The following is a 26,461-nucleotide window of genomic DNA, read 5'->3' as shown; positions in this document are numbered from 1 at the left end:
GTTTTTTAGACCAATAATTGATGAAAAAAGACTATATTTACGTTGTAAAATTACGGGTAAACCATCTTTTTTGTTGTTTTTTACAAGTCAAACATAATAAAAGGTAAGATGCACTTTAGCCGTTTTTTTAGCTCTTTAACTCCCAAAATATGGTAATATGAAAACAAAATTACTTTATCTAGCAAGTTTTATGCTTGTGTTATTTACTGCTTGTTCTGTAGATGAAAATACTCAATTATCAGAACAAGAAAAAGACCTAAAAGTAAAAAGTTTGATAAAAACTTTTGCTGAAGAAATTCAACCTTCTGATAGTTATAAAAAATTTATAGAAGAAATAAAATCAAGATCTAAAAATACTTCTAATTATTCTGAGGAAGAATTAAAATTGCAAGAACAAGAGTTTTTAAGCCAACAAACTCCTGAATTCGTGGAGTTGTATTATTTGGTTTCTGAGATGAATTTATCAAAGGAAGAGCTAAGAGTAATAGTGATTGAATATTACGATGGTATCAAATCAATGAATGTTGGTAAATCGGAGGAAGATGGTCATGACTGTGCAGCTGCAACGGAAGCTAATAATACAAATATTCTATGGCATTTTTTATCTGATCTAATTTGTGAGGTTATAAATTAAGTGTTTTTAATATTTTATAATTTTTCATCTTGCTATTTTATAAAAAATACTTACATTTGCACCTCGAAAATGATAAGATATAACCATGAGAAAAGATATTCACCCAGAAAATTATAGACTAGTTGCCTTTAAGGACATGTCCAATGATGAGGTTTTTATTACTAAATCTACTGCGAATACTAAAGAAACACTTGAAGTAGATGGTGTTGAGTATCCGTTAGTGAAATTAGAAATTTCAAGAACTTCTCATCCTTTTTACACAGGTAAGTCTAAACTTATCGATACTGCAGGACGTATTGACAAGTTCAAAAACAAATATGCTAAATTCAAAAAGTAATTTAGTAAATACAACAAACAGAAAGCCTTTCTTTATCGAAAGGCTTTTTTGTTTTTATACGTTAGCGTATTTTTGATTCCGAATTATGAAAGTGGGTGGCGGAAGATATTTTGAAACAATAAATGTCACACTGAGCCTGTCGGAGCCAATTGTAGGTTATATTTCCTTCGACAAATTCAGGATGACATGAAGTTATGGATAAAATATATCGGATTATGGACTCATTAAAATGTTTTTTTGATCTTCGACACTTGTTCGCCTATGAAGGAAGCTTAGATGAACAAAACAAATATTAATACAAAACCAATAAGAACAAACATATTATATACATAACCATGAACTATATTCTTTTTGATGGGGCTTCCAGAAATGCATTATTGCCATTTACCTATACGCGTCCTGTTGCAGATATTAGAATCGGAGTTTTAACCATTCGAGAAAAGTGGGAAAAATATCTAGGATATACTACTTCTACTGTTACTGAAGATTACCTAAGTGAAAAATATCCAATGGTAGAAGTCGAAGAAAATGTAATGATCAATGCTTCGTTTCTACCAACAAAAAATTTGGTGGTAATGATTCAGAACTTACAGCCAGAGCAAGCTATCTTTTTTGAAGATGAACCGATAGCTTTTTATACCAAAGAAGATCAGGAAGTAGATTTTGATACCTATGACGTGATTCAATATAGTTATGAGGTATTAACGGTAAAAAATACGTGGGATATTTTTTCTAAAAATGAAGAAGCAATCAAAGAAGATTTTACATTGCTTACTGAGGATCGAACCAGTGAACCCATTCCAGATAGCGTTCAGGTAATTGCACCAGAGAATATATTTATCGAGGAAGGAGCAAAGCTAGCATTTGTTACCTTAAATGCTTCTAATGGACCTATTTATATTGGTAAGGATGCGGAGATTATGGAGGGTAGCTTAATAAGAGGGCCTTTTGCCTTGTGTGATCATGGGACGATTAAAATGGGAGCTAAGATATATGGTGGTACCACAGTAGGGCCGTTTTCTAAAATAGGAGGAGAGGTGAGTAATTCTGTAATATTTGGATATTCGAATAAAGGACATGATGGATTTATCGGGAACACAGTACTTGGAGAATGGTGTAATTTAGGAGCAGATACCAATACATCAAACCTTAAAAATAATTATGCTCCAGTACGATTGTGGAGTTATGAAACCGAAGGATTTGCAAAAACTGGATTGCAATTTTGTGGATTAATGATGGGAGATCATTCTAAATGCGGTATCAATACCATGTTTAATACCGGAACTGTAGTAGGAGTAAATGCTAATATTTTCGGAAGTGGTTTTCCTCGTAATTTTGTACCTAGTTATAGTTGGGGAGGAAGTAACGGGTTCTCTAGCTACTTAACCAAAAAAGCTTTTGAGGTAGCAAAAGTGGTGATGGCAAGACGTAAAATAGATTTTACTGAGACAGATCAAAAAATCTTGGAGCATGTTTTCGAAGAAACGAAAACCTGGCGAAAGAGTTATGAGTAAAACCTTAGTAAGTTATAAAACGAAAAAGGGTAGTAAGTTTTCTTACTACCCTTTTTATATAAACTAAGATACACTTTTAAATAGTGCTATTTCTTTTTTATTGTCTAGTAAAGAAAGACTTTATAGCTTCTTCTCCAGGATCATTTACTGTAAATGTTGAGCTAGTAACTTCTTCTAAAGTAACGGAATAAGCGTCACCGTTTTCATATGTTGCAGGATCTCCATTTGTTGTTTCGTTAAAAATAACTAGCGTTAGGCTAGATTCTTCTTCATCATATGCCCAATATCCAGTGGCAGCATAATCATACTCTTGAGAGTCAAAATATGAAGCTTGGCAATTTTCTATAGTTGCTGAATAGTTATAGTCTCTGTAAGACTCATTAAATGTTTCGGATAGTGTTCCGTCTGCATTAAACGTGATTTTAGCTAAATTGATAGTGTAACAATACGCATCGTCTATGGTTAAACTAGTATCATTGTTACAGGTAACTGTGCTAGAATCACAAGTTTCTTCACCGACAATATCGGTGTCTGTTTCTCCTCCATAAGTAACTTCTTCTTTAGTAAGATTCCAAGTACCAACTAAATTTGGGTTTCCTCCCCAAGCTTCAACTTCTACACATACTTCTACAGGTGCACTAATATTCCCATCAGTATCATAGATACAGATTAGATAGCAAAAGGTACCTGGTGATACAGTATCTTCAAAATCTACATCAATTTCAACATCCTGATTTTTGGATTGATTTTTAGATTTACCAAATAATGTCTTTGCTTTACTATTAGATCTATTAGGTCCAGTAACATTCCAGTATTCATCTGCCATTGTTCCATCTGTAGATTGTACCTGAATGTAGGCTCCTGCATAATTTGTAGGAGCAGTAAAACTGATATCAAAACCATTTTTCTGAAAACCAGATTGTGATGTTGTACTTAGGCTAAACGGTAATGTTCCTGTTGGTGTTGGAGCATCTCCAGGAACTCTAGTACCATTAGTAATGATAATTCCGTCAGAAACATCATCAGGATTTAATGAGATTTCTTCAGTAGGGTCAGGAGTTACTGTTACGATTCCTGGTCCATTATTGGAGTCATCATCACTACAGGATACTGCGGCCAAAAACAAGGAAGCCATGGCAAATAGATAGGTTTTTTTCATTTGTTGTTTGTTTTAGATGTTAAGTGTCAGATAAAATTTACCAAAGAACGTTGGAGTTTTTGATACTCCAATTTCAATAGTTAATTCTAAAAGATTTAGGTTAATTAAAATTAATCGATGCCGAATATAGGGAAAATTAACCGATAAAATACCGTTTTTATCGATAAAAAGTTAATTTTCTTGCTTTGATGATTTTTTGGAATCTATTTTTCTTTCCAAACTCGTTTTAACACCAAGAAGTTTTGTGGATTATTGGTAAGTCCCTTCACATTTTTTTGAACAAATCGTGTAGCCTGATCATAATATAAAGGTACAATAGGTGCGTGGGCAATCACAATAGAATCCATTTTTATATATAGTTGCTCTCGTGTTTTTGGATCGGTTACAGAAAAACTTTGCTCATATAATTGATCAAAAGTCTCGTTTTTAAAATGTGTATAATTAGGGCCATTTGGTGTAAAGTTTTTGCTGTAAAAAGGGGATAAGAAGTTTTCGGCATCTGGATAATCGGCAATCCAACTGGCTCTAAATGTATCCAATTCACCACTCCATTTCTTTTTTCGAATGGTAGCAGGTGTCATAACATCTACAACAACAGTAAGTCCTACTTTCTCCATTTCTCGCTGGATAAATTCAAATAAGCTTTGGTAATTGTTATCCGTAGCAATCCTTATGGTAGGAGTTTTATTTCCACTTATTCGTATGTATTCTTTAATCAATTTCTCTGACTTTTCAGGATGATACGTATATCCTTTTTGTTGGTTGTATCCTGGTAATCCGTTTGGTATGAAGCCACTGTTAGCAGGTGTTCCAACTCCGTTTTTGAGATAGGTGATCATTTTTTGTCGATCAAAACCATAATTAATGGCCTTTCTGATGAGTTCTGATTTTACTTCGTCATTTTCACCATCCAGATAAAATCCCAGATATTCAGAATTTAAATAAGGGCTTTTGGTAAATGTAATCTTATCCTTGAATTTTTCTCTTAACTTACCACTAGGTGTTAATAATTCATCTTTATAAGAAGCATCCAAACTATTTAGGAAATCAATCTTTCCTTTTGCAAATTGTAAAAATTCGGTTTGTTTGTCTGGTAAAAAAGTTACAGCGATAGCTTCAAGATAGGGTAGTTGTTTTCCAGTTGCGTCTTTTTCAAAATACAATTCGTTTTTACGAAGAACGAGTTTGATATTTTCTTCCCATAATTTGAATTTAAACGGACCCGTGCCAATAGGGTTAGCTCTAAAATCACTTCCGTAAAATTCCACAATTTCCTTAGGTACTACAGAACAGTAGCGCATGCTCATTAAGCCAAGAAATGCGGGAAACGGTTTTTTTAATTTAATCTGAAAGGTAGTATCGTTAATAGCTTTATATTTTTCGACATTTTTTAAAACCCAATTTCCTGGAGAAGCTACTTTTGGATCTATAAGACGATTGAAGCTGTATTCAAAATCTTTGGCGACCACAATTCTGGTACTGTCTGTTGTTTTGAACTCTGGATGTTTATGAAATTTTACATCATTTCTTAAAAAGAAGGTGTATGTTAGGTTGTCATCACTAATATTCCAGTGTTTGGCAATATCAGGTTGTACGTGCAATGAGTCATCAAGTTGTACTAAGCTGTTAAATAGTTGATTTGTAGTCCAGATAATGGGTGGATTTCTGGCAAAAGCGGGGTCTAAGGTTTGGATATTAGAATATTCGTTATAGCGAAATATCAAATGTTCTTTATTCTTATTGTTAGTCTCTTTACAAGAAATACAAAGAAGGCAAAAGTAAACTGCTACAAAATAGTTAGTTAAAGAAGTTAATTGGTTGATTTTCAATTTTAGTAAACGAATTATTGTTGGTATCTTTGACGGCTTTTAATTAGGATGCTAACAAAAGTTGGAATCATGGATTAAAAACCAGTGTAAATATAAATAGATTTCTTTCCCTGTGGAAATGACTTTATAAATGTTGATGAGAAAAAAAGTTGCTTTTTATACCTTAGGTTGTAAACTGAATTTTTCGGAAACCTCTACCATTGCCCGAAGTTTTACGAATGAAGGCTTTGATCGTGTAGATTTTTCCGAGAATGCAGATATTTATGTAATCAATACATGTTCTGTTACTGAAAATGCTGATAAAAGATTTAAAACCATTGTAAAGCAGGCACAAAAGTCTAATCCGGATGCTTTTGTGGCAGCAGTAGGTTGCTATGCGCAATTGAAGCCAGAGGAACTCGTAGCGGTTGATGGTGTTGATTTGGTATTGGGTGCCACAGAAAAATTTAAAATCACCGATTATATCAATGATTTATCGAAAAACGAGTTTGGAGAAATCCATTCTTGCGAGATAGAAGAAGCAGATTTTTATGTAGGAAGTTATTCGATAGGGGATCGAACCCGTGCTTTTTTAAAAGTGCAAGATGGGTGTGATTATAAATGTACCTATTGTACAATTCCTTTGGCTAGAGGAATCTCTAGAAGTGATACTTTAGAAAATGTATTGAAGAATGCAAAGGAGATTTCAGAACAAGGAATCAAAGAGATTGTTCTTACCGGAGTAAATATTGGTGATTATGGAAAAGGGGAATTCGGAAACAAAAAACATGAGCATACCTTTTTTGAACTAGTTCAAGCCTTGGATGACGTTGATGGTATAGAGCGTTTGCGAATTTCTTCAATAGAACCGAACTTGTTAAAAAATGAAACGATAGATTTTGTTTCTCAGTCGAGAACTTTTGTTCCTCATTTTCATATTCCTTTACAATCAGGAAGTGATGAGGTGTTAAAAATGATGCGACGCAGATATTTGAGTGATTTATATGTAGATCGCGTAAAAAAGATCAAAGAGGTTATGCCACATGCTTGCATTGGAGTTGATGTTATTGTTGGTTTTCCGGGAGAAACAGATGATTATTTTTTAGATACCTATAACTTTTTATCAGAACTGGATATATCGTATTTACATGTTTTTACCTATTCTGAAAGAGAAAATACGGTGGCAGCTTCCTTGGATGGAGTAGTGCCACAGAACATACGAAAAAAGAGGAGTAAGATGTTACGAGGGCTTTCTGTAAAGAAGAGAAGAGCTTTCTATGAGAGTCAGATTGGAACGGAGCGAACAGTCTTATTCGAATCTGAGAATAAAGAAGGGTATATTCATGGTTTTACAGAGAATTATGTAAAAGTAAAAATGCCTTGGGATCCTTCTTATGTAAATACCTTGCGAAAGGTAAAATTGACGCATATTGATGATGATGGGATGGTGCGTTTTGATTTACTACTATAAAAGCAATCTTACAATGATTCTATTAAAATAAAAAGCCTGCTGATTAGCAGGCTTTACTTTTTCTAATTTACTTAGAGCGACTATATATTAATGCCAACAGGAAGTAAATCTTTGTATTTTCTTCTATTCTTTCGCATAAACTTAGCGATGATAGGGCTCGTAGGAACAAGTCTAATATTACGCTCTTCGATAATATTAAAAACAGCTACTATAAAATCTTCTGAATATCCCTTTTCTATTTGCTCTTCGCTCATTACAAGCTTGGTTAGGAATATTTTTCTCTCTTGTTGAGCATACTCGATCTTTGATTTCTGACCTTCAATAGTAGTTTCGAATTGTCTTAGAAATTCATTGTCTACTATCTCTAATTCGACATCGCTCATGTTCTCCATATGTTTTAATTTACTATTTAAAAAATTAAAAGATTTTCAAAAGCTATAGCTGCTTTTTAGAAAATTAAAATAGCATAAAAACCATGTAAAAGTTGGATGAAATTTTGTTAATTTGTAACAAGCCTAACTAAGATTTGTTAGTCTATTTTTTTCCTTTTACAATAATTTAATACCCTGTTTACTTTTTTCTGATAAAGTATTACTATAGTTTTGAGCTGCAAAGATAAGAAAATTAGAACTTTAAACTGATAAATCACTGTTAAAATACCTAGTATGAAGGAAGTTACCCATGTTTATTTCGTTCCTGGCATGGCTGCAGATGTATCCATTTTTGAATTTATAAAATTACCTGAGGTATCTTATCAAACTCATACACTTCCTTGGAAGATTCCGGATAAAAATGAATCGATAGAAGCGTATGCCAAGCGAATGTGCGAAGAGATTGAGCATGAAAATTGTGTGCTAATTGGTGTTTCTTTTGGAGGGATTATGGTTCAGGAAATGAGTAAGTATTTGAAATTAAAGAAATTAATAATTATTTCGAGTGTTAAAAACAAGTACGAATTACCTAAACGAATGCATATTGTTCGCAAGACTAAGGCGTATAAATTAATGCCTACTTCTTTGGTTTCTAAAATTGATAATTGGGAAAAACTAGCTTTTGGAGACTTCGCCAAAAAAAGAGCAGCGATGTATCAAAAGTATTTATCTGTAAATGATAAAACGTATTTAGATTGGGCCATAGAAAAAATAGTATGCTGGGATCAGGAAGAATCTATTGATGGGATAGTTCACATCCATGGAGATAAAGATATTGTTTTTCCTATTTCGTATGTAGATAGCTGTATAACAGTAGAAAAAGGTACTCATGTCATGATTATTAACCGTGCAAGGTGGTTTAATAAGCATTTACCTGAAATTATTGAGAATTAATTGCCGATATTCCAATATTTTACATTATTTTGGAAACTTAGAAAGTATTTCCCCTATAAAACCTACTTAAACATGAAGATGATTAGAAAAATGCTGATTTTTTTAGGTGCGCTATTTACCTTTAGTATTTTGGTTAACGCCACCCAAGAAGAACCTCAAAAACCAATTGCGCAAGAACTTTTAGAAGAAAAGTTGATTAATGACTACAATGTCTATGCTGTACCTATGCCTGAGAATATCAATTTCGCTGGTGAGTTAGTTCCGGTTGAAAACCCTGATATTCGAGAGCGAATGGATAGAGAGCTGTTAGTAAATACCTACTGGCAATCTAACGGTTTGTTGCTTTTTAAAAGAGCTAATAAATATTTTCCGATTATAGAACCGATTTTAAAAGAAGAAGGAGTTCCTGATGATTTTAAATATCTTGCTGTAATCGAAAGTAGTTTAACACAAGCTGTTTCTCCAGCGAGAGCTACTGGTTTCTGGCAAATTCTAAAGACAACTGGAAAAGAATATGGTCTAGAAGTGAATAATAATGTAGACGAGCGTTATCATATAGAAAAATCTACTAGAGTTGCCTGTAAGTATTTAAAAAATGCAAAAGAGCGTTTTGGTAGCTGGACACTAGCTGCAGCAGCATATAATGCTGGTCCTGCTGGGATAAACAAGCAATTACAGCGACAAAAAGCAACTTCATATTATGATCTTTTATTAGGACAAGAAACAGGAAGATATGTGTTTAGAATTGCTGCGGTAAAAGAAATTCTTAGCAATCCTAAGAAGTATGGGTTTAATTTTAGTCAAAAAGACTTATATGAATATATTCCTACTTTTAATGTATTAGTGGATGAGCCTATAGCAGATTTTAACGAGTTCGCAGCAAAATATAATATCAATTATAAAATTTTAAAATTGCATAACCCTTGGTTACGCGAAACACACCTGAACAATGGAACAGGTAAGGAATATCTAATTAAAATTCCTAGAGAAGGATATTATAAAACAGGAATGGGACAATAAACTTCATTGCTTTTCCATAAAAATTACGTGTTTTATGTATGTACGATTACCACAATTATTGTAAAATTGTGGTATGGATACAATGACTATTATTTCGTTAGTGGTAATTGGACTACTAGCGGGTTTTCTTAGTGGAACTATGGGCATAGGTGGGAGTGTTGTCATGATACCTCTTCTAATCTTATGGGTTGGCTTTACGCAGCACCAAGCACAAGGTACAAGTTTAGCGGTGCTTTCTGTTCCTGTAACACTATTAGCAGCTTTTAATTACTACAAAGCAGGACATGTAAATTGGAAATTTGCAGCTATTATTGCGATAACGTTTATTATAGGTGGCTACTTAGGTAGTAAATTGGCTATTTCTGTTAATCAGTCAATACTAAAAAAAATATTCGGTGGTGTACTATTATTGGTAGCACTGAAAATGATTTTTGGAAAATAAACCCTTTATTCAAACTAAAACAATTTTTTAATATCAATGAAAAAGCCTCTTTTTGATTAAAAAGAGGCTTTGATATAAATAGAATAATTTCTTGGTCTACGTATTGACTTATTAGTTTTGCCAAGTGTCTAATGCATTAACTGCTTCATCTGTATAATCTGTAAAAAGACCGTCTACGCCTGCATCAAAAAATAAGTGATACTCTGTTTCAGGGTTACCAGCACTCCATTGTGTATTTTCATTACGAAAGGTATATGGGTGTACTAATAAATTGTTTTCATGTGCTAAGGTTACAAAATCCGTTGGAGGTAATAAAGTAAGCTCTCCAGAATCTTCTGTTTTGTACGAAATGATGAAAGGTTTCCACGGACCAATTCCATCTGCATAACTAGCAGTGAATTCCATTCCTTCTCTAGTGGTGAAAAATTCGTAGGTTCTAGTATCTCCATTGCTGTAAAAATCGAAAGGAGCACCATAAGATATGAAGTCTCCTACAGGAACATTGTAGTCTAAAGATCCATCCTTGTTAATATTATAAGTAGAAATTAATTGTACAAGTTTTACAGAAGACTTGTTATTGATATATTGTAATGGTTCTACTTCAAAACACTGAACAAATACTGGAGCACTTTTTCTATTTATATGATATTTAGAAAGCACTTGTAATAATTTGTTTTCCATAAAATGTATTCCAAAAATCTCATTATGAAATAAAGGATGTTTAATCTCAGGATAGATACCTACAGTTCTACCTCTTTTAATAGATTCTTTTTTTGCCAGTAAGATGATCTCCTCGAAAGTTGGGATATCAAATAAGTTGTCAAAATCCGTAGGTCTTCCATTAAACGGTTGTATTGCTTTAAGAGTTTTGATTTGGGCAAGAGTAAAATCTGAGGCAAACCAATCAGTGATCATTTTACCATCTAAGTTTTTAGTGGTTTTTAAATTAGCAAACTCAGGAAGTTCGGAAACATTTGTTGTACTAGAAAGAAAAGGTTCATGACGAGCAATTAAATGACCATCTTTGGTAAGTACTAAATCTGGTTCGATAAAATCTGCATCCAATTCAGCAGCTTTGGCATATCCTTCTAAAGTATGTTCTGGTAAAACTGATTGTGCACCTCTATGAGCAATTATTAAAGGTCTTTGACCATCACCAGATCCTGGATCACCACTGGAATCATCAATGAAGTCACAAGAAGTAATCATTGTAATGATTAATGATAATAGTGTAATACGTTTAAGAGTTTTCATTTTTGTAATTTTAAATTTCGCACAATAAATGAAACTTAAATTAGCTTATTGTAAAACTAAGGTTACACTACGATCACTTTAATACTACTAAGGTTAAATTTTTGAGAGATGTGATATAAATACCTTATATAAAGAGGTAAGATTATCAATGATTATCCATCTTGATAATCTGATTAAAGATAATAGTAATCTTGGTTAATAATAATTAAGGATTAAGAGATAAAAGGATGTTCTTATTTATTATCTCTTCTTCTTTGATTTTCTAAAGAGTCTTTTTCTCTTCGATAGCGTTCGTACTCTTCATCGATGTCACGTTCTTCTTGGGTACGAGTATCTCCTCTTTCTCTAGACTTTTTCTTTTCTTCCTCTTCAGCTTTAGGGACTAATTCACCTTTAGCATCAAGATCTGCTATTAATAAAGAGACACCTTTGGACAATGAGTTATAGTGTATCGTATAAGAGTTGCTTAGTGTTTCACTAGAGTGATGTGTAACAATTTTACGAATATCCAATAACTTCTTTTCGTTATCCATAAAATACATCATCGGAAAACCTAAAGAATGTTTTAGGTTATTAATAATGTAGGAGTTTTGATTCGTAAGCTCATTAACATATAGAAGCTGTATGTTTTCACTATATTCACCTACTTTCTCCTTTAATCTTTCTTTTGTGTCCCAAAACAAGACAATAAAATCAATTTGATCATGGAATTTATCAGCAAGGTCATTTAGTGCTGGTATTTCTCCTATACCAGGAACACACCAAGTAGCATAGGTAATAAGGAAGATAGGTTTTTCTATTTCTTTAAATGAGATAGGCTCTCCTTTTAATGGACTCATTTTAAAATCGTCCATATAGGTTCCAACCAGATGGTTTTGAACTAAAGAATCAAATAAGAATTGCGCATATTCCAGATCTTGGTCTTTGTATGCCTCATTACTTTTGAGATTATATTTTTTGATATGAGCTGCAACAGCTATGGAAAAAGGAACTTTTCTTTCTGTTTGTCCGATTTGTCCAAAAGTATTTCCAATACACAAAAAGAGTATTCCTAGAATTAATATTTTCTTCATTACAACCTTGTTACGATAGCTAAAGTACTATAAAGTCTTTAAAAATAACAGTTTTCGTAGTGTAAAACGTTATTTTTTGGTTTCAGTACACTATTTATTTCACCCCTAAAACTAATAGATAACGTAATTGTAGGTACAATTAGTGTGCCTAAATTCTTTTCATTTGTTGTTTCATCATGGAGATTTGCTCTTTTAGCATACCATGCTTATCTAACTTTTTAGCTTCGGTAAGTAAATTTTGAGCTTCACGCTTTCTGCGTTTGGTCATTGCAATTCCTGCTAGGTTAAGTTTAGCAACTGCCAGATCCTGATTCATCGATAGACCAAGTTTGATTGCTTTCTTTAAATATTTTTCTGCTTGCGTAATATTTGTTTGAGACAACATGATCCCTAAAAGATAGTTATAGTATCCTTGTTGTTTTGTTGTTAAAGCACTTTCTGGATTTTTGATTTTATCTAACCATTTTTTTGCTCCAGGAAAATCTTGTTTACGTAATCTTAGAAAAGCTAATAGGATTAGTTCATTTTTAAAATATAAGAATACAAAAACTGAAGCTAGTAAAATTAGCATGATCCCATTACCAATATATCCTTCTATCATTTGCCAAATGGCAGTTCCAACAATTAATGCGGCTATTACTAATTTAATATTTTTGTTATACATGAAATCCGTTATTTTTTAATCGCGGCAAAGGTAATAAAAACAATTAAAAAATTTTGATAATTAGGTTTGCGAAAGTAAAAACTCTTCGTATATTTGCCCGCAGTTTTGGGATGAGATGCCCAATAGGTATTTAAAAAGAGATTTCAAGAAGATATATAAAGAGAGATAGCAATGAAAAGAACGTTTCAACCATCGAAGAGAAAGAGAAAAAACAAACACGGTTTTAGAGAGCGTATGGCTTCTGCTAATGGTAGAAAGGTCCTTGCTCGTAGAAGAGCTAAAGGTAGAAAAAAGCTATCTGTTTCTTCTGAATTAAGACATAAGCACTAATGATTGTAGTGCAGTAAAAATATTAAGGTGTTACTTTTAGGAGTAACGCCTTTTTTTATATCTAGTCAATACCTATAAAATATTTTTAATTTTTCAATACCAACACCAAAATGCCAAAAGATCAAAAACTAAAAAGTATACTAATCATTGGATCAGGTCCAATTATCATTGGACAAGCTTGTGAGTTTGACTACTCAGGATCGCAAGCACTACGTTCATTAAGAGAAGATGGAATAGAAACAATATTAATAAATTCTAATCCAGCGACTATAATGACGGATCCTTCAATGGCAGATCACGTATATCTAAAGCCATTGAATACTAAATCTATTATAGAGATTCTTAAGAAGCATCCTAATATAGACGCAGTGTTACCAACCATGGGAGGACAAACTGCTTTGAATTTATGCATCGAAGCAGATGAAAAAGGAATTTGGGAAGATTTTGATGTAGAGATTATTGGTGTTGATATCGATGCAATCAATATTACCGAAGACCGCGAAAAGTTTAGAGAATTAATGCTTCAAATTGGTGTTGGAATGGCACCGCAAGCAACTGCAGGGTCTTATTTAAAAGGAAAAGAAATTGCTCAGGAATTTGGATTTCCTTTAGTAATTAGAGCTTCTTATACCTTAGGAGGAGCGGGAGCATCTTTTGTATATAAAGAAGAAGATTTCGATGAATTATTAACTCGTGGATTAGAAACATCTCCAATCCATGAAGTTATGATTGATAAAGCACTAATTGGTTGGAAAGAATATGAATTAGAGTTATTAAGAGATGCTAATGATAACGTAGTTATTATTTGTGCTATCGAAAATATGGATCCAATGGGTATTCATACTGGTGATTCAATCACTGTAGCTCCAGCAATGACACTTAGTGATAAGACATATCAAAAAATGCGTGATATGGCGATCCATATGATGCGTAGTATTGGTGAATTTGCTGGTGGTTGTAATGTACAATTTGCAGTGAGTCCTGATGAAAATGAAGACATCATCGCAATTGAAATCAATCCTCGTGTATCTCGTTCTTCGGCATTGGCATCGAAAGCTACTGGATACCCCATTGCAAAAATTGCTGCTAAATTAGCTATAGGATACACACTGGATGAATTAGATAATCAAATTACAAAATCTACTTCGGCTTTATTTGAGCCAACATTGGATTATGTAATTGTAAAAATTCCTCGTTGGAATTTTGATAAGTTCGAAGGTTCTGATCGTACTCTTGGACTACAAATGAAAGCAGTAGGTGAGGTAATGGGAATTGGACGTTCTTTCCAGGAAGCATTACACAAAGCTACACAGTCATTAGAAATTAAAAGAAATGGTCTTGGTGCAGACGGAAAAGGATACAAGAATTACGATCAGATTATCGAGAAGCTAACTTATGCTAGTTGGGATCGAGTTTTTGTGATCTACGATGCTATTCAGATGGGAATTCCTTTAAGTCGTATTCATGAGATTACTAAGATCGATATGTGGTTCTTAAAGCAATACGAAGAACTACATTTATTAGAAAAAGAAATTTCTACTTATACCATCCAATCATTAACGAAGGATTTGATACTGGAAGCAAAACAAAAAGGATTTGCTGATAGACAAATTGCGCATATGGTTGGTTGTTATGAAAGTGAAGTATATAATAAGAGAGATGAACTCGGAATTAATAGAGTTTATAAACTGGTAGATACTTGTGCTGCGGAGTTTAAGGCGCAGACACCTTATTTCTATTCTACTTTTGAAGCAGAAACGCAAACTCCAGAAGGAGAAGTAATTGTTGCTAATGAAAGTGTAGTTACAGATAGAAAGAAAATCGTGGTATTAGGTTCTGGTCCTAACCGAATTGGACAGGGAATCGAGTTTGATTATTGTTGTGTGCATGGAGTTTTAGCATCTGCAGAATGTGGATATGAAACGATTATGATTAACTGTAACCCAGAAACTGTTTCTACAGATTTTGATACAGCGGATAAATTATATTTCGAACCTGTTTTCTGGGAGCACATCTATGATATCATAAGACATGAAAAACCAGAAGGTGTAATCGTACAGTTAGGAGGTCAAACGGCATTAAAATTGGCTGAGAAACTAGATCGTTATGGTATTAATATCATCGGAACGAGCTATGAGTCTCTTGACCTTGCTGAGGATCGTGGAAGTTTTTCTACATTATTAAAAGAGAATAATATTCCTTATCCAGAATTTGATACAGCCGAGACAGCAGATGAAGCGTTGGCAGTAGCGGATCGTTTAGATTTTCCAATATTAGTACGTCCATCGTATGTATTAGGAGGTCAAGGAATGAAAATTGTGATCAACAAGCAAGAATTAGAAGAGCATGTAGTTGATTTACTTCGTAAAATTCCGAATAACAAGTTATTATTAGATCACTATTTAGATGGAGCAATCGAAGCTGAAGCAGATGCGATTTGCGATGGAGAAAATGTATACATCATCGGAATTATGGAGCATATTGAACCTTGTGGTATCCACTCAGGAGATTCAAATGCAACATTACCTCCGTTCAACCTTGGAGAGTTTGTAATGCAACAAATCAAGGATCATACACATAAAATTGCTTTAGCATTAAATACAGTTGGTCTGATTAATATTCAGTTTGCTATAAAAGATGATACGGTTTATATCATAGAAGCGAATCCAAGAGCATCTAGAACCGTACCTTTTATTGCAAAAGCATACGGAGAACCTTACGTGAATTATGCAACTAAGGTAATGTTAGGGGAAAAGAAAGTTACAGATTTTGATTTCAAACCACATTTAGAAGGGTACGCAATCAAACAGCCGGTATTTTCTTTTAACAAATTCCCAAATGTAAATAAGAAATTAGGTCCAGAAATGAAGAGTACTGGAGAAAGTATTTTATTTATAGATGATCTTAAGGATGATCAGTTCTATGATCTATACGCTAGACGTAAGATGTATTTGAGCAAATAATTTTATACTGCATATAACTAAAATCCCGTTTTCTGACGGGATTTTTTTGTTCGAATATATTAGTTATAGATTATTAGTATACCTTTAGATAGACTAAAATTTAAATATCGATGATGATTAATAGCAGAATGGTAATACGAGTATGTTTTCTTTTTGGGTTTATACTATCCAGTTTAAGTACTTTGGCACAAACCAATGTTGAAGCAATACAACAACATATTGATAAAACTGTTTGGGCTTCTTTTCAGAAAGCATATGAAGCAAAAGATGCCGATGCGCTAAACGCAATTTATGCTACTGGTGTCATACGAGTAACACCTAATGGTATTGATACAAAGGATGATTTTAAACGTAAGAATATAGAGAGTTTTAAAGCTTCTAAAGAAAGTAAGACTCAAATCAAACTCGACTTTTGGTTTGATTCCAGGCATACTAATGAAGATACCTCATATGAAGTTGGTTTCTATAAAATAGGACTTACTACCAATGACAAAACTCAGCTTATTTATGGTCAATTTCATATTGTATTAAAAAAGATAGAAGGAGTTTGGAAGATTACTCAGGATTGGGATACCACTATGATTAATGGTCATAAGATATCTGAAGAAGATTTTAATAAAAAAGAACCTATAGTTTTTTCTGAATAAATGACCTATTTAGATGCGATCTTAAAAATATAATTGATTTCTCCCAAGATCTTTTTTTCAAAGAAGATTTTCAAGTTAAGATCAAATTTCGAGGTTATACTCTTTATATGCTCGATATCACAATCGTTAGATAGAATCATAAAGACATTAGATGAATTTGTGATATGATTCGGAATTTGTTTAAATAATTTTTCAAAATACTCGAAGTTCTCTCCACAAAACCAAGCTTTCTCTTTCGTGTTTTTTGGGGTTCTTGGGTAATATGGAGGATTTATAATGATGTAATCATAGATTCTATTTTGCAAATTATCAAAAAGATCTGATTGTATTATTTCTAGATCTAGATTGTTCTTTAGTGATGCTTTTTCTAAATATTGCAATGCAATTTTATTGATATCTGTAGCCGTTACAATAGCTTGTTTTTTAGATGCGTATAACGAAATGATGCCAGATCCACAACCTAGTTCGAGAAGTGTTTTGTTTTCCAGATTCATGGGGTTGATAAAATCTAGCAAAATTTTTGTGCTTAACGTAAGATGAGGAGGGAATACTTCTGGATGGACAAGTACCTTAATTCCATCATAACTGTATTTTCTTGGTTTTAAATAGAATAATTTTAAACCTAGTTTTAAAAATGGATGTGTTATTTTCTTTAAAAAGAGCCTCACTATTCAGAATAAAATCCTTGTATTTCTGGTTGTCTATATTTCCATATTTTGTGCAGTGCCTTTATCTCATATGGATATTTGTAGATTTGATTTTGATATCTAATACTGGCAATGATTTGTAATATTTTTTTCTTTAAACCTTTAATTCTAAAATCCGAGGCTGTGGGATAATAGCCATTTAACACGGTTTCAAAGTCTTTGATTTTATCAACCATTTCTGGAGTTAGCCAAGGTGTTAGAGGATTTTTTCTTAAGTCAAATTTTTCCCATGCAGGATCTAACCAGTCTTCAAGTTTTTTAGGAAAACTAAATCCAGCATCTTGGATTTGTTCATACAATTCAGATCCCTCAGTTGCTACAGGACTGTAGAGGTAAATAATAATTTCAGCATTGGGATTGATCTCTTTAATTTCTCTTATAAATTGAATATCCCAATTAATCTGATTCATCACTTTTTTAGGAGAATCGGCAGGCATACCCAGTACGAAAGAAAATTCAGGAATTATTCCTATTGGAGCCAGTCTTTTCGCAAAATCTTTTATCGTTTGACCTGTTTGGGTACCACCTTTATTCATTTGTTTTAGGATCTCGTCATTTCCAGTTTCTGCGCCAAGAAAGATCATTTTGCATCCCGCTTTTTTCATTGTTAGGAGATCGTCATCACTATATTTATTAATCGTATCGATTCTTCCTTCTCCCCACCAAGTAATTCCATCATTCATGATTAATTCAGAAAATTCGATAACTCTCTTTCTGGAAGTGAAAAAGTTGTTGTCATGAAATTCAATAGCATCTATGCCATATGTATTTTTAAAATATTTTACATCTTCATATACCGTTTGCGCCGATTTCGCTTTCCAACGGCCATCGTAGATAGGAACGACAGCGCAAAATGAACAGGTAAAAGGACAACCTAAACTAGAATGGTAAGAAAATGTTTTCTTTCCTAAGAAGGTCTTACTTAGGTAATGTTTTAAATCATAAAAGGTATTTAGATGTTGATATGGTAATGGAGGTAAAGTATCTTGATCTAGTAATTTTTCTTTTTGCGTTTGTATGATATTGCCTTCTGAATCAAGAAAAATCAGATTTTTAATATCTTTTATTCTTCCGTATTCCTTTTGTTCCAAAGCATCTAATAACGAAGGGAAAGCAACATCTCCTGGTCCACTAACTATATAATCTACATAATTAGCTTCGATACAAACTTTGTATTGATTAGAGGCAAAATATCCTCCCCAAATAGTGATGCACTCAGGAAATTGTTCTTTTAGTCTTTTGGTAAAAGGAATTGCTTCTTTTAGCTGAGGTCCTGGCATCACAGTAGAGCAGAAGTACTTGTATTCTCCGGTAGAGAAATAACTAAGTATTTTTTTCCAAGGGTCTCTTTCTAAATTACCATCTATAAAAACAAAATCGTACTTTCCATAAATAGAGGCACCAACTTGTAATATAGAATTAGGAATTCTATGTTTGGCATTGGCACTTCTGGGATTAAATATGATTATTTTGTTTTTAGTCATTATTTAAAAAACTTACGTTATAGTAGTATGTAATTATTTTATGTTTTTAGATACTGTGAATATCAAATAAACTTGATAGGAAATGTTTTACCAATTAGAAGTCTAATCTATTTTAGAAAACCAACATAAGATCTTCTAAACAGATAGAGTTTCAAGTTTTTTATGATTATTTTAATCCCTTCAATATTTAATTTGATATGTGCATTTGATTTTTTTAGAAACGTTTTAAATTGAACGTTGTCTGCATTTATTCTTGCCATTTCACTATAAATATAGCTCTTTCTATTTAGATAGTGTGGTCTTAGAATTTTTTTACTTTCATATAAATGTTGTAATGTTTTTAAGTATTCGATAAAAGGTCCTTCGCTTTCTCTCGATGACATATTATCTCTGTGTTTTCTAAGTTTGATAAGACTTTTGTGTATGAAGTATGTTTCATGGATACTTACAATTCTTGCAAAAAAATCATGTTGTCCGTCATGAAAACTCTCATCTAATAATCCTATAGTTTCTAGAATGTTTGATGTAAAGGTATAGGAAGAATAGGATTGGATTCTATTATATAACAAGTCCAGAAGTATATTCTTTTTAAAATCTTTATGAAATTGATAAACTTTGTTTTTATAAACTGCTTCTTTGCTAAAAAGGGACAAATTATGCGCACTCATCTGTAAGTTTTTATGTTTTAAAAATGTTTTGAGTGTTTGATCAAGTTTCTCAGGATGTAGGAGATCGTCAGAGTCTAAAAAAGTAATGAGCTCACCAGTTGCATTTTTAAGTCCAATGTTTCTTAAAACACTTAGTTTTCCAATCTTATTAATTTTGTGATATATAATTTTATCATCTTTATAACTTTTTATTACCTCTTCTGTATTGTCATTAGAACCGTCGTCTATAATAATGTGTTCATAATGTTGATAAGATTGATTTCTCACACTTTCTATGGTTTCTCCAATCAATTGAGCTCTATTATATGTAATGGTTATGATACTAAATTTCATGATTACTTTTTTAGTTCAATTATGGAGTCATACATGTTTTTAGTCTCGTCTATATGATGAGATACGGTAATGATTGTGCAGTTGTTTTTGGACGAATAAGTTTTTAGAAAGCTTAATGTTCTAATCTCAGCTTCTTTGTCTAGATTATTGGTAGCTTCATCCAATATGAGGATTTCCGGGTTGTTAATGATGGCTCTTGCTATACAAATTAGTTGCAATTGACCACCAGATAAATTACCAGCATCCGATCCAATAAAAGTATGTATCCCATCTGGAAATTGATTTATTATTTTATCTATTTTTAAATCAGAAATCAATCCGTTAAGTTCTTCCTTATTGTAATCTGTTTTATTTAAAACGATATTTTCTAGAATCGTACCTTCATAGATAAAAGGTTTTTGTGTGAGGTAGGTGAAAAGATTAAAATATTCATATTTATTTTCTTCTGTGATTTTAATATCATCTATATAGATATTTCCAGAAGTAGGTTTTATAAGTTTAGAAATAACATTTAATAGCGTAGTTTTTCCAACTCCTGAGTTTCCAGAAATAGCAGTAAACTTTCCTTTCGAAAATTTTAAATTCAGATTGTCTAAAATCTTTTTATCCTGATCATAGTAGAAAGAAATATCTTGTAAAGAAATTTCCTTTTCAAAAGAAATTATAGAGTTAGCTGTTCTTTTGTCTTTGGAAATAGTAGTCTTCTTTTCAATAATATCTAAGGTATATAGGTGTGCTTTAAAATTGGTAAAAGCAATATTTAATTTATTTAGTGATGGGATTGCTTTAAATAATAAGGCTGCGAAAACTGATAAAAAAACTGTAGCGTTAGTTTTATCAGTAATCAAAACATTAGTAATCATGAAAATTACGCATAAGATTAAAATCAAAATAATCTCTGTTTGCTTTGTACTATTTACCCTTTTGGCATGCAGTATTGCATAGCTTTCGTTAAGCGCTTTGTTAGAGTTATGAAATGCATTTAGGAAATATGCAGAGATATTCGAAGATTTTAAAGAAAGATAACCGTTTAGCAAATTATTTAGGTTACTAATATTTTGGTTGTAATCGTTAATTCGTGTTTTGTTTATTTTTTCTAAATCAGCGCTATTATATTTTTTATGAACCATAAAAATCACAACCATAATCATAATGATAAGCAGAGTAGTTATGTAATTAAAGAAAACACCTATAAGACATAGTATAAATAACAATAAAAGTTCGCTAAGTATGGTATTGAGAGATAGTAATACGTTACTAACAAAATCGTTTGGAACAAATATGATATCTTTTGCAACTGTAGACTTTTTTTCTTGCTTGAATACTACGTAATTTTCTAACAAGTAGTATTTAGATAACAATGAAGAATATTCGGAACCTAGTTCAAATGCTTTTTTAGCCTGGTATTTATTTATTTCTATGGCTATATAATTTTTTGCAACAAAAAATAAGATGACCACACCTAGTAACACATATCGGGTATTGGTTTCAATAGTGACATTAAGAAAATCGAATGAATGTTCTTGCCCTAAAATGGATATGATTACAGGAATCAATAAAAAGATAGAAAAGGCATCAAGAATTAATGAGAAAAATGAAAGCAAGGAGAAATACTTCGAAGTCTTTCGATACTCTATTGGAATCACCCGTTGTATTCGTTTTATTAAATTCAAAAAATTCATTAATACTTATTATTTTGTCAAGATTATCTTTCTAAAAGTGTAAAAACCATAGCCTCTTTGAGTATCCGAAAGATAAATCAAAGTATCTTCATTGATAATTGCCGGTTTATATTTGTTCGAAGGATCATCTGTAATTTTGGTTGTACCATGATAGATCTGATTGTTTTTTATGCTAATTTCATAATTTATACTTTTTACATTAATGTTTGTCGACTTAGTTTGACTTCCTTCTTCTGTCCAGTACTTATACATTAACACCTCATTTTCTACATAATAATCATATATCAACGCTTGGTGTTGATCTTTTTCGAGTAGGTAATTTGTATCTGGATTTATCTTTTTCTCATCATTATTCCACAAGAATATAGCGGAAACACATAGGCTAATAGGCAAGATACTTAGATGCCATTTTACTAAATTTATTTTTTTGAAGAAAAGTAGGCACCATAATGATAAATATAGGAATAGTTTTAAAAAAGAAAAGGGTAGAGGTAAATTGTAGGTATAGTGAAATGGAAAATTACAAATAAGAAATAGAATAGCTACTCCTAATAAAACCAGATAGTCTTTTGAATTTTCCCTGAGTAATTGAATTAAAAGTATGATAAGTAAAATATTGCTATAACTACTTCCATATGGAGACAGTAAATAAGATGCGAGTATCCAGTATGAAAACCTAAGAAGTTTTGACTTTTGATGCCAAGTAATTAATAATCCATATCCTATGATTAGTAGTTTAGATACTATTAATAGCAAATAATATATGCTGGGACTATGAATTATAGCATCCGGATTTTTGATCTCATTGTGTATAAAAACATGTTTTAGAAACATTAATATGGATTGATACCCTTTAATAAACTCTCCTGATATCTCTCCTTTATTGGCTTTTGGTAGTATGTTTTCTATAAAATACATCCATGCATCGAAACCGTTGATAGAAATGGAAATAGCTAAAATTATCGTAGTACAAAATGCTAAAACCAGAAAGCTTTTTATTTTTTTTTGGAAAAGTAAAAATCCAAAAAGAATTAAAGGAAATACTTTTAGGAGTATTGCAATGGACCATAAGATTCCCATTTTCAATCTTTTCTCCTGCTTATAAGCTAAAAAACCTTCAGAAATTAAAAAGAAGAGTAACAAGTATACCTGACCAAAAAGGATATTATTTTTGATAGGAATTAAGAATACCAGAAAAACAGTAACATAATGGATGTTTGAGATTTTATAAGTAGTAAATATGTTTTTTAGTGTATACAGAAATAAGATTAGACTTAAAGAATTAAAAACAATTTTTGCGGTAGAAAAACTAATTAATGTAAAAGGAACAAAGAACAAAGCCAGAAATGGAGTGTTCGGCGAATAACTTGCAAAAACGTTTTTTTGAATCTCGAAGATTTTTTGATTAAACCATGTAGGGTCATAAATAATTTTAGAGAAACTTCCGTTTTCTAAGAAATAAGCTCCAAAGTAATAATTAGCAAAATCATGAGGTAAAAAGAAATAGGATTTTATAATATATATAATACCCATCAATAGTAGTGGTAAGATATATAGTATCCATTTCTGTTCTTTTGCTAAAATCCCTTTCATTCAAATAAACGTGATTTTAATATTTTACTATTATGAAGAAAATATTGTATTGATACTCTAACAATACCTAAACCATAGATAACACTTCTTCTAAAGTTTATGGAAGAAGCTTCTTCAAAATATTTGGTAGGGCAAGATACTTCTCCAATACGAAAGCCATGAAAGCAGCATTGTGCTAACATCTCATTATCAAAAATAAAATCATCCGAATTGTCTTTAAAATTAATTTTTAACAGCGCTTCTTTAGAAAAGCATCGATATCCTGTATGATACTCTGATAATTTCTGATTGATCATTATGTTTTGAAAAAGGGTGAGAATTCGATTCGCTATGTATTTATAGATAGGCATTCCTCCCTGTATAGCTCCTTTTCCTAATATTCTGGAACCAAGTACTACATCATAGATATCATTTGCTACTAAATAAGCCATCGAAGGAATGAGTTTGGGAGTGTATTGATAATCTGGGTGTAGCATGACTATGATATCAGCACCAATGGCCAATGCACGTTTATAACATGATTTTTGATTTCCGCCGTACCCAATATTGGTTTTGTGTTCTATAATATGTTGAATTCCAATTTCATTTGCAAGCTGAACGGTTTGATCTGAGCTAAAATCATCTGTAAGAATTACTTCATCAACAATATCAAAAGGAATTTCTTCAAAAGTCTTTTGTAATGTTTTTTCTGCGTTGTAAGCAGGAAGAATGACTACTATCTTTTTTGAATGTAACATACTATTTTAGATGATTAATCTCGTTAGCAGATTTCTCGCGTATACTTTCGGGAATCTCTAAGGATTTCCAGGGTGCCAGTGCATCAATATCTTTTCTATGGTATAAATCACCAATAAATCCGAATTCATGATGCCGGTGTGTTTTTAGATGTTTTAATTTGATTTTTACTTCTTCGATAGAAATTCCCCACTCATTCGAAATATGTTCTGCAGAAGGTTCCATAAATGAAATGTAAGATATTTCCATTTCAGTATGTAATCTCTTATTTCTAATTTCTTTATCCTGCCAATGTTTGTCCTGATATGACCTTAGAAGTTTATTATTCCTATCCAAAGAGTCTTTTAATTCTGGGTACGTTAAATATCCAGGATAGTTATTTTGTTTGCTAAATAAAGGTTGTATTCCTGTTTCATGACACCAAATACACTTTGCTGGTTTTCCAGCATTTGTGACCGTGCGATCTGCAACGTCTTTAATATTTCCATTGCGGTCATATATTCCAAACTTTAGTTGACCATTATTCATTATTTCTAAAGTTTCATATTCGAATATTTCTTTTGATACAGAATCTACTTCGGCGGAGATATATGCTTGTCTATTTTCTGTGTTATTTTTTGATATAGAAATAATTCTGTCTACGAGTGATACACTGGAATCATCGATATAGCCTTTTATAGTATCAAAAGCATATGAAGTATGATACTCTTGAAGCTTGTTAGGTATATCTACAATTTTGTAATAATGATAGGAGCTACCAATAGTAAGTGCTATATATCTTCCGAGATCAATAGCATTGTTTTTTTTATATTCTTCTGTTTTTTTTAATTGAGAATGAAGTTTCTTTAGATATTTGGATGCATTTTTATTGAATTTTAATTGTTGGATATTTAAAGTTATTATAGGTTCTTTATTTGTTGAAATACCTGCCGTTTTCGTATCTGCTACCAGATCAGAACCTAAAAAGGATAAACACCATTTTAGAGCAATCACATTTTTGGTAAACGTGTCCTCGGGATATGATTTATTCCATTTTAAATTAATCATATTACTCTTTTTTGGATAACTAAAAGAGAGTATCAATAGCGTAATTGTAATTAGCAATATTGGAATACCGTATTTATATTTTTGATATTTCATATATATAGTAACTTTCTTGTTTGACAATACTACTATTAAAACCTTTCAAGAATTTATAGTTTAAAGAATTTGAAAGTGTCATTTGTTTTTCAGTATTTAAAGAATGGGTAGATATAAAAATAACACTCTGATTTACATTGTTTAGCACCTTTTGTAAAGAATCATTTAAAGCTTTCTCTGGATTTTGTACTATTGGAATTCTACGATTCCATTTACAAAAACTTTCATAGCTGTCTGCATCGAGGAAAAAAATAGGCTTTTCTAGATAACTGCTCAAAGGAGTCCCACCACATCCTTGGGTAATGACCATTTTATTGTTGAGATTTGATGTTTTTAGATAAGTAATGGTTTGTTTGGAATTCGAAAAAGGTAATGTTAAATCCATGTAAAATGCAGTTATTCCAACGATCATTTGTGTTATTAACATGCTGTAAATAAGACTCTTTTTTATGTTTTTTAATAACATTAAGGGAAGTTTGGAATTAATTATGTTTGTTTGAAACGGATAGTAGTGATTAATCCATAATCCTGTGATTATTAAAAGAAAATGTACTCCAAAAAATCTAGGTGCAGATACTTGAGTAACAAAGAAGAAAACTATCGTTCCCAAAATTCCTAAATAAGCATAGATCATAACCAACTTATTTTTAAAAAATAAGAAACAAGGAATGAATATACTTATAATTCCTAGTATGATTGCAAATGGTCTACTAAGGTTTACGATCAAATGGGTATTCCAAAAATGAAGCATTCTAAAATCAGGAATAAAAAAAACTCCTTTAAAAAAAGTAATTGCGCTTCTTGAAAGTTTTTCAAATACAGAAAGATCTGTCGTTCTTTCAAAATATATACTATCGGAAGGAGGAATGATTTGAATAACTGAAAGCGCTGTGATACCTCCAAAGATTAGAGTACCGATAAGAAACTTCTTTTTTAAAAAGAAATCTTCTTTCAGGATCATTTCAAGAAAAATGATACCAAGCAATGCGCATGAAAGTATTATAAAAATTGAATGGACATGATTTGCAATAGCCAGAAAAGTAATAAAAAGAATAAATTTTTCATGTCTGTCTTTATAGATTGCTAAAGCACAGAATAAAAATAAAACTCCTAATCCATAATTTCTGCTAATTATGTTATATTCAAAAAATATAAAATACCCGAAAATGAATAATATCTTAAACAATAAAGAAAAAGGGGCTTTTTTAAGAAATATGAAGACTGCTATGCTAGAAATAATAATGTGTAGCAATTGCATCCAAAAAGGGTTCGAAGAAAACCGGTTAATGTAAAATAGTATTATATTCCAAAGTATCGGGTGTCCTTCATAGCTGGTATTTATTATAAGATCGGATAGAGAGTTGCTATCTCTTCCTAACAACCAACTGTGGGATTCATCTAACCAAAGTTCATGATGCGTAATCCCTATAAAGCTTAGAACAAAAAAAATGAAAACTAAGGAGTAAGGAGCAAATTTT

General features: G+C 31.8%; 24 protein-coding genes. 10 read left to right on the top strand and 14 right to left on the bottom strand.

Going from position 1 to position 26,461, the window contains the following annotated elements; genetic code table 11:
- The first annotated feature begins 157 nt into the window (after window positions 1-157).
- The 3 genes from Q1A73_RS16640 to Q1A73_RS16630 all read left to right on the top strand — a co-directional run bounded on the left by Q1A73_RS16640 (window position 158) and on the right by Q1A73_RS16630 (window position 2,485).
- Window positions 158-634 (top strand): hypothetical protein, encoded by a 477-nt coding sequence (locus Q1A73_RS16640; protein ID WP_299607592.1) that lies wholly within the window; start codon window positions 158-160, stop codon window positions 632-634.
- An 85-nt stretch (window positions 635-719) separates the two neighbouring features.
- Window positions 720-971 (top strand): type B 50S ribosomal protein L31, encoded by a 252-nt coding sequence (locus Q1A73_RS16635; protein ID WP_219008121.1) that lies wholly within the window; start codon window positions 720-722, stop codon window positions 969-971.
- Between the two features lie 335 nt (window positions 972-1,306).
- Window positions 1,307-2,485, top strand: coding sequence for a GlmU family protein (locus Q1A73_RS16630; RefSeq protein ID WP_299607589.1), 1,179 nt, complete (start codon window positions 1,307-1,309; stop codon window positions 2,483-2,485).
- 97 nt (window positions 2,486-2,582) lie between these two features.
- Here the strand turns inward: Q1A73_RS16630 and Q1A73_RS16625 are convergent, their stop codons facing one another.
- On the bottom strand, window positions 2,583-3,644 hold the full coding sequence (locus tag Q1A73_RS16625) for a hypothetical protein (RefSeq protein ID WP_299607587.1): 1,062 nt from the start codon (window positions 3,642-3,644) through the stop codon (window positions 2,583-2,585).
- A 203-nt stretch (window positions 3,645-3,847) separates the two neighbouring features.
- The gene (locus tag Q1A73_RS16620) at window positions 3,848-5,368 is read right to left on the bottom strand and encodes an ABC transporter substrate-binding protein (RefSeq protein ID WP_299607585.1); all 1,521 of its coding nucleotides are present in this window, start codon (window positions 5,366-5,368) and stop codon (window positions 3,848-3,850) included.
- A 241-nt stretch (window positions 5,369-5,609) separates the two neighbouring features.
- Between Q1A73_RS16620 and mtaB the strand changes: the two genes are divergently transcribed.
- Window positions 5,610-6,923: a tRNA (N(6)-L-threonylcarbamoyladenosine(37)-C(2))-methylthiotransferase MtaB gene (mtaB, locus tag Q1A73_RS16615; RefSeq protein ID WP_299607583.1), complete on the top strand. Its 1,314-nt coding sequence runs from the start codon at window positions 5,610-5,612 to the stop codon at window positions 6,921-6,923.
- Between the two features lie 80 nt (window positions 6,924-7,003).
- Here the strand turns inward: mtaB and Q1A73_RS16610 are convergent, their stop codons facing one another.
- Window positions 7,004-7,306: an N-acetyltransferase gene (locus Q1A73_RS16610; protein WP_299608094.1), complete on the bottom strand. Its 303-nt coding sequence runs from the start codon at window positions 7,304-7,306 to the stop codon at window positions 7,004-7,006.
- Window positions 7,307-7,588: 282 nt separating this feature from the next.
- On the opposite strand from Q1A73_RS16610, the gene Q1A73_RS16605 reads away from it, so the two are divergent.
- From Q1A73_RS16605 to Q1A73_RS16595, 3 genes are all read left to right on the top strand, one after another.
- Window positions 7,589-8,248, top strand: coding sequence for an alpha/beta hydrolase (locus Q1A73_RS16605; RefSeq protein ID WP_299607581.1), 660 nt, complete (start codon window positions 7,589-7,591; stop codon window positions 8,246-8,248).
- A gap of 72 nt (window positions 8,249-8,320) precedes the next feature.
- The gene (locus tag Q1A73_RS16600; protein WP_299607579.1) at window positions 8,321-9,268 is read left to right on the top strand and encodes a lytic transglycosylase domain-containing protein; all 948 of its coding nucleotides are present in this window, start codon (window positions 8,321-8,323) and stop codon (window positions 9,266-9,268) included.
- Between the two features lie 73 nt (window positions 9,269-9,341).
- Entirely contained in the window at window positions 9,342-9,710 is a 369-nt protein-coding gene (locus Q1A73_RS16595) for a sulfite exporter TauE/SafE family protein (RefSeq protein ID WP_299607577.1), read from the top strand.
- Between the two features lie 111 nt (window positions 9,711-9,821).
- Here the strand turns inward: Q1A73_RS16595 and Q1A73_RS16590 are convergent, their stop codons facing one another.
- The 3 genes from Q1A73_RS16590 to Q1A73_RS16580 all read right to left on the bottom strand — a co-directional run bounded on the left by Q1A73_RS16590 (window position 9,822) and on the right by Q1A73_RS16580 (window position 12,701).
- The gene (locus Q1A73_RS16590) at window positions 9,822-10,964 is read right to left on the bottom strand and encodes a glycerophosphodiester phosphodiesterase (protein ID WP_299607576.1); all 1,143 of its coding nucleotides are present in this window, start codon (window positions 10,962-10,964) and stop codon (window positions 9,822-9,824) included.
- Between the two features lie 233 nt (window positions 10,965-11,197).
- Window positions 11,198-12,037 (bottom strand): redoxin domain-containing protein, encoded by an 840-nt coding sequence (locus Q1A73_RS16585; RefSeq protein ID WP_299607574.1) that lies wholly within the window; start codon window positions 12,035-12,037, stop codon window positions 11,198-11,200.
- A gap of 148 nt (window positions 12,038-12,185) precedes the next feature.
- A complete protein-coding gene (locus tag Q1A73_RS16580) occupies window positions 12,186-12,701 on the bottom strand; it encodes a DUF2892 domain-containing protein (protein ID WP_299607571.1) in 516 nt (171 codons plus the stop codon).
- Between the two features lie 171 nt (window positions 12,702-12,872).
- On the opposite strand from Q1A73_RS16580, the gene rpmH reads away from it, so the two are divergent.
- The 3 genes from rpmH to Q1A73_RS16565 all read left to right on the top strand — a co-directional run bounded on the left by rpmH (window position 12,873) and on the right by Q1A73_RS16565 (window position 16,641).
- Window positions 12,873-13,031, top strand: coding sequence for a 50S ribosomal protein L34 (gene rpmH, locus Q1A73_RS16575; RefSeq protein ID WP_081414554.1), 159 nt, complete (start codon window positions 12,873-12,875; stop codon window positions 13,029-13,031).
- Between the two features lie 110 nt (window positions 13,032-13,141).
- Window positions 13,142-15,994 (top strand): carbamoyl-phosphate synthase large subunit, encoded by a 2,853-nt coding sequence (carB, locus tag Q1A73_RS16570; RefSeq protein ID WP_299607569.1) that lies wholly within the window; start codon window positions 13,142-13,144, stop codon window positions 15,992-15,994.
- Window positions 15,995-16,104: 110 nt separating this feature from the next.
- Window positions 16,105-16,641, top strand: coding sequence for a nuclear transport factor 2 family protein (locus Q1A73_RS16565; protein WP_299607567.1), 537 nt, complete (start codon window positions 16,105-16,107; stop codon window positions 16,639-16,641).
- 5 nt (window positions 16,642-16,646) lie between these two features.
- Here the strand turns inward: Q1A73_RS16565 and Q1A73_RS16560 are convergent, their stop codons facing one another.
- From Q1A73_RS16560 to Q1A73_RS16525, 8 genes are all read right to left on the bottom strand, one after another.
- Window positions 16,647-17,309 (bottom strand): methyltransferase, encoded by a 663-nt coding sequence (locus tag Q1A73_RS16560; RefSeq protein WP_299607565.1) that lies wholly within the window; start codon window positions 17,307-17,309, stop codon window positions 16,647-16,649.
- Entirely contained in the window at window positions 17,309-18,832 is a 1,524-nt protein-coding gene (locus tag Q1A73_RS16555; RefSeq protein WP_299607563.1) for a radical SAM protein, read from the bottom strand. Before Q1A73_RS16555 ends, Q1A73_RS16560 begins: the two co-directional genes overlap by 1 nt.
- Window positions 18,833-18,939: 107 nt before the next feature.
- Complete coding sequence (locus Q1A73_RS16550; protein ID WP_299607561.1) at window positions 18,940-19,833, bottom strand: glycosyltransferase; 894 nt, start codon at window positions 19,831-19,833, stop codon at window positions 18,940-18,942.
- A gap of 2 nt (window positions 19,834-19,835) precedes the next feature.
- Window positions 19,836-21,515 carry an ABC transporter ATP-binding protein/permease gene (locus Q1A73_RS16545; RefSeq protein WP_299607559.1) on the bottom strand — a complete coding sequence of 560 codons (1,680 nt, stop codon included), beginning with the start codon at window positions 21,513-21,515 and terminating at the stop codon, window positions 19,836-19,838.
- Window positions 21,516-21,524: 9 nt separating this feature from the next.
- Window positions 21,525-23,108: a glycosyltransferase family 87 protein gene (locus Q1A73_RS16540; RefSeq protein ID WP_299607557.1), complete on the bottom strand. Its 1,584-nt coding sequence runs from the start codon at window positions 23,106-23,108 to the stop codon at window positions 21,525-21,527.
- Window positions 23,105-23,845, bottom strand: a complete 741-nt coding sequence (locus tag Q1A73_RS16535) for a glycosyltransferase family 2 protein (protein WP_299607555.1) — start codon at window positions 23,843-23,845, stop codon at window positions 23,105-23,107. Before Q1A73_RS16535 ends, Q1A73_RS16540 begins: the two co-directional genes overlap by 4 nt.
- Before the next feature lies 1 nt (window position 23,846).
- The gene (locus Q1A73_RS16530) at window positions 23,847-24,890 is read right to left on the bottom strand and encodes a hypothetical protein (protein WP_299607553.1); all 1,044 of its coding nucleotides are present in this window, start codon (window positions 24,888-24,890) and stop codon (window positions 23,847-23,849) included.
- 73 nt (window positions 24,891-24,963) lie between these two features.
- On the bottom strand, window positions 24,964-26,241 hold the full coding sequence (locus tag Q1A73_RS16525) for a hypothetical protein (RefSeq protein ID WP_299607551.1): 1,278 nt from the start codon (window positions 26,239-26,241) through the stop codon (window positions 24,964-24,966).
- Window positions 26,242-26,461: the final 220 nt, after the last annotated feature.

Origin of the sequence: uncultured Aquimarina sp., from assembly GCF_947492115.1 — a bacterium.
Taxonomy (GTDB): Bacteria; Bacteroidota; Bacteroidia; order Flavobacteriales; family Flavobacteriaceae; genus Aquimarina.
Note: the sequence above shows the minus strand (reverse complement) of the source record. Positions and strands in the feature narration are given on the sequence as shown.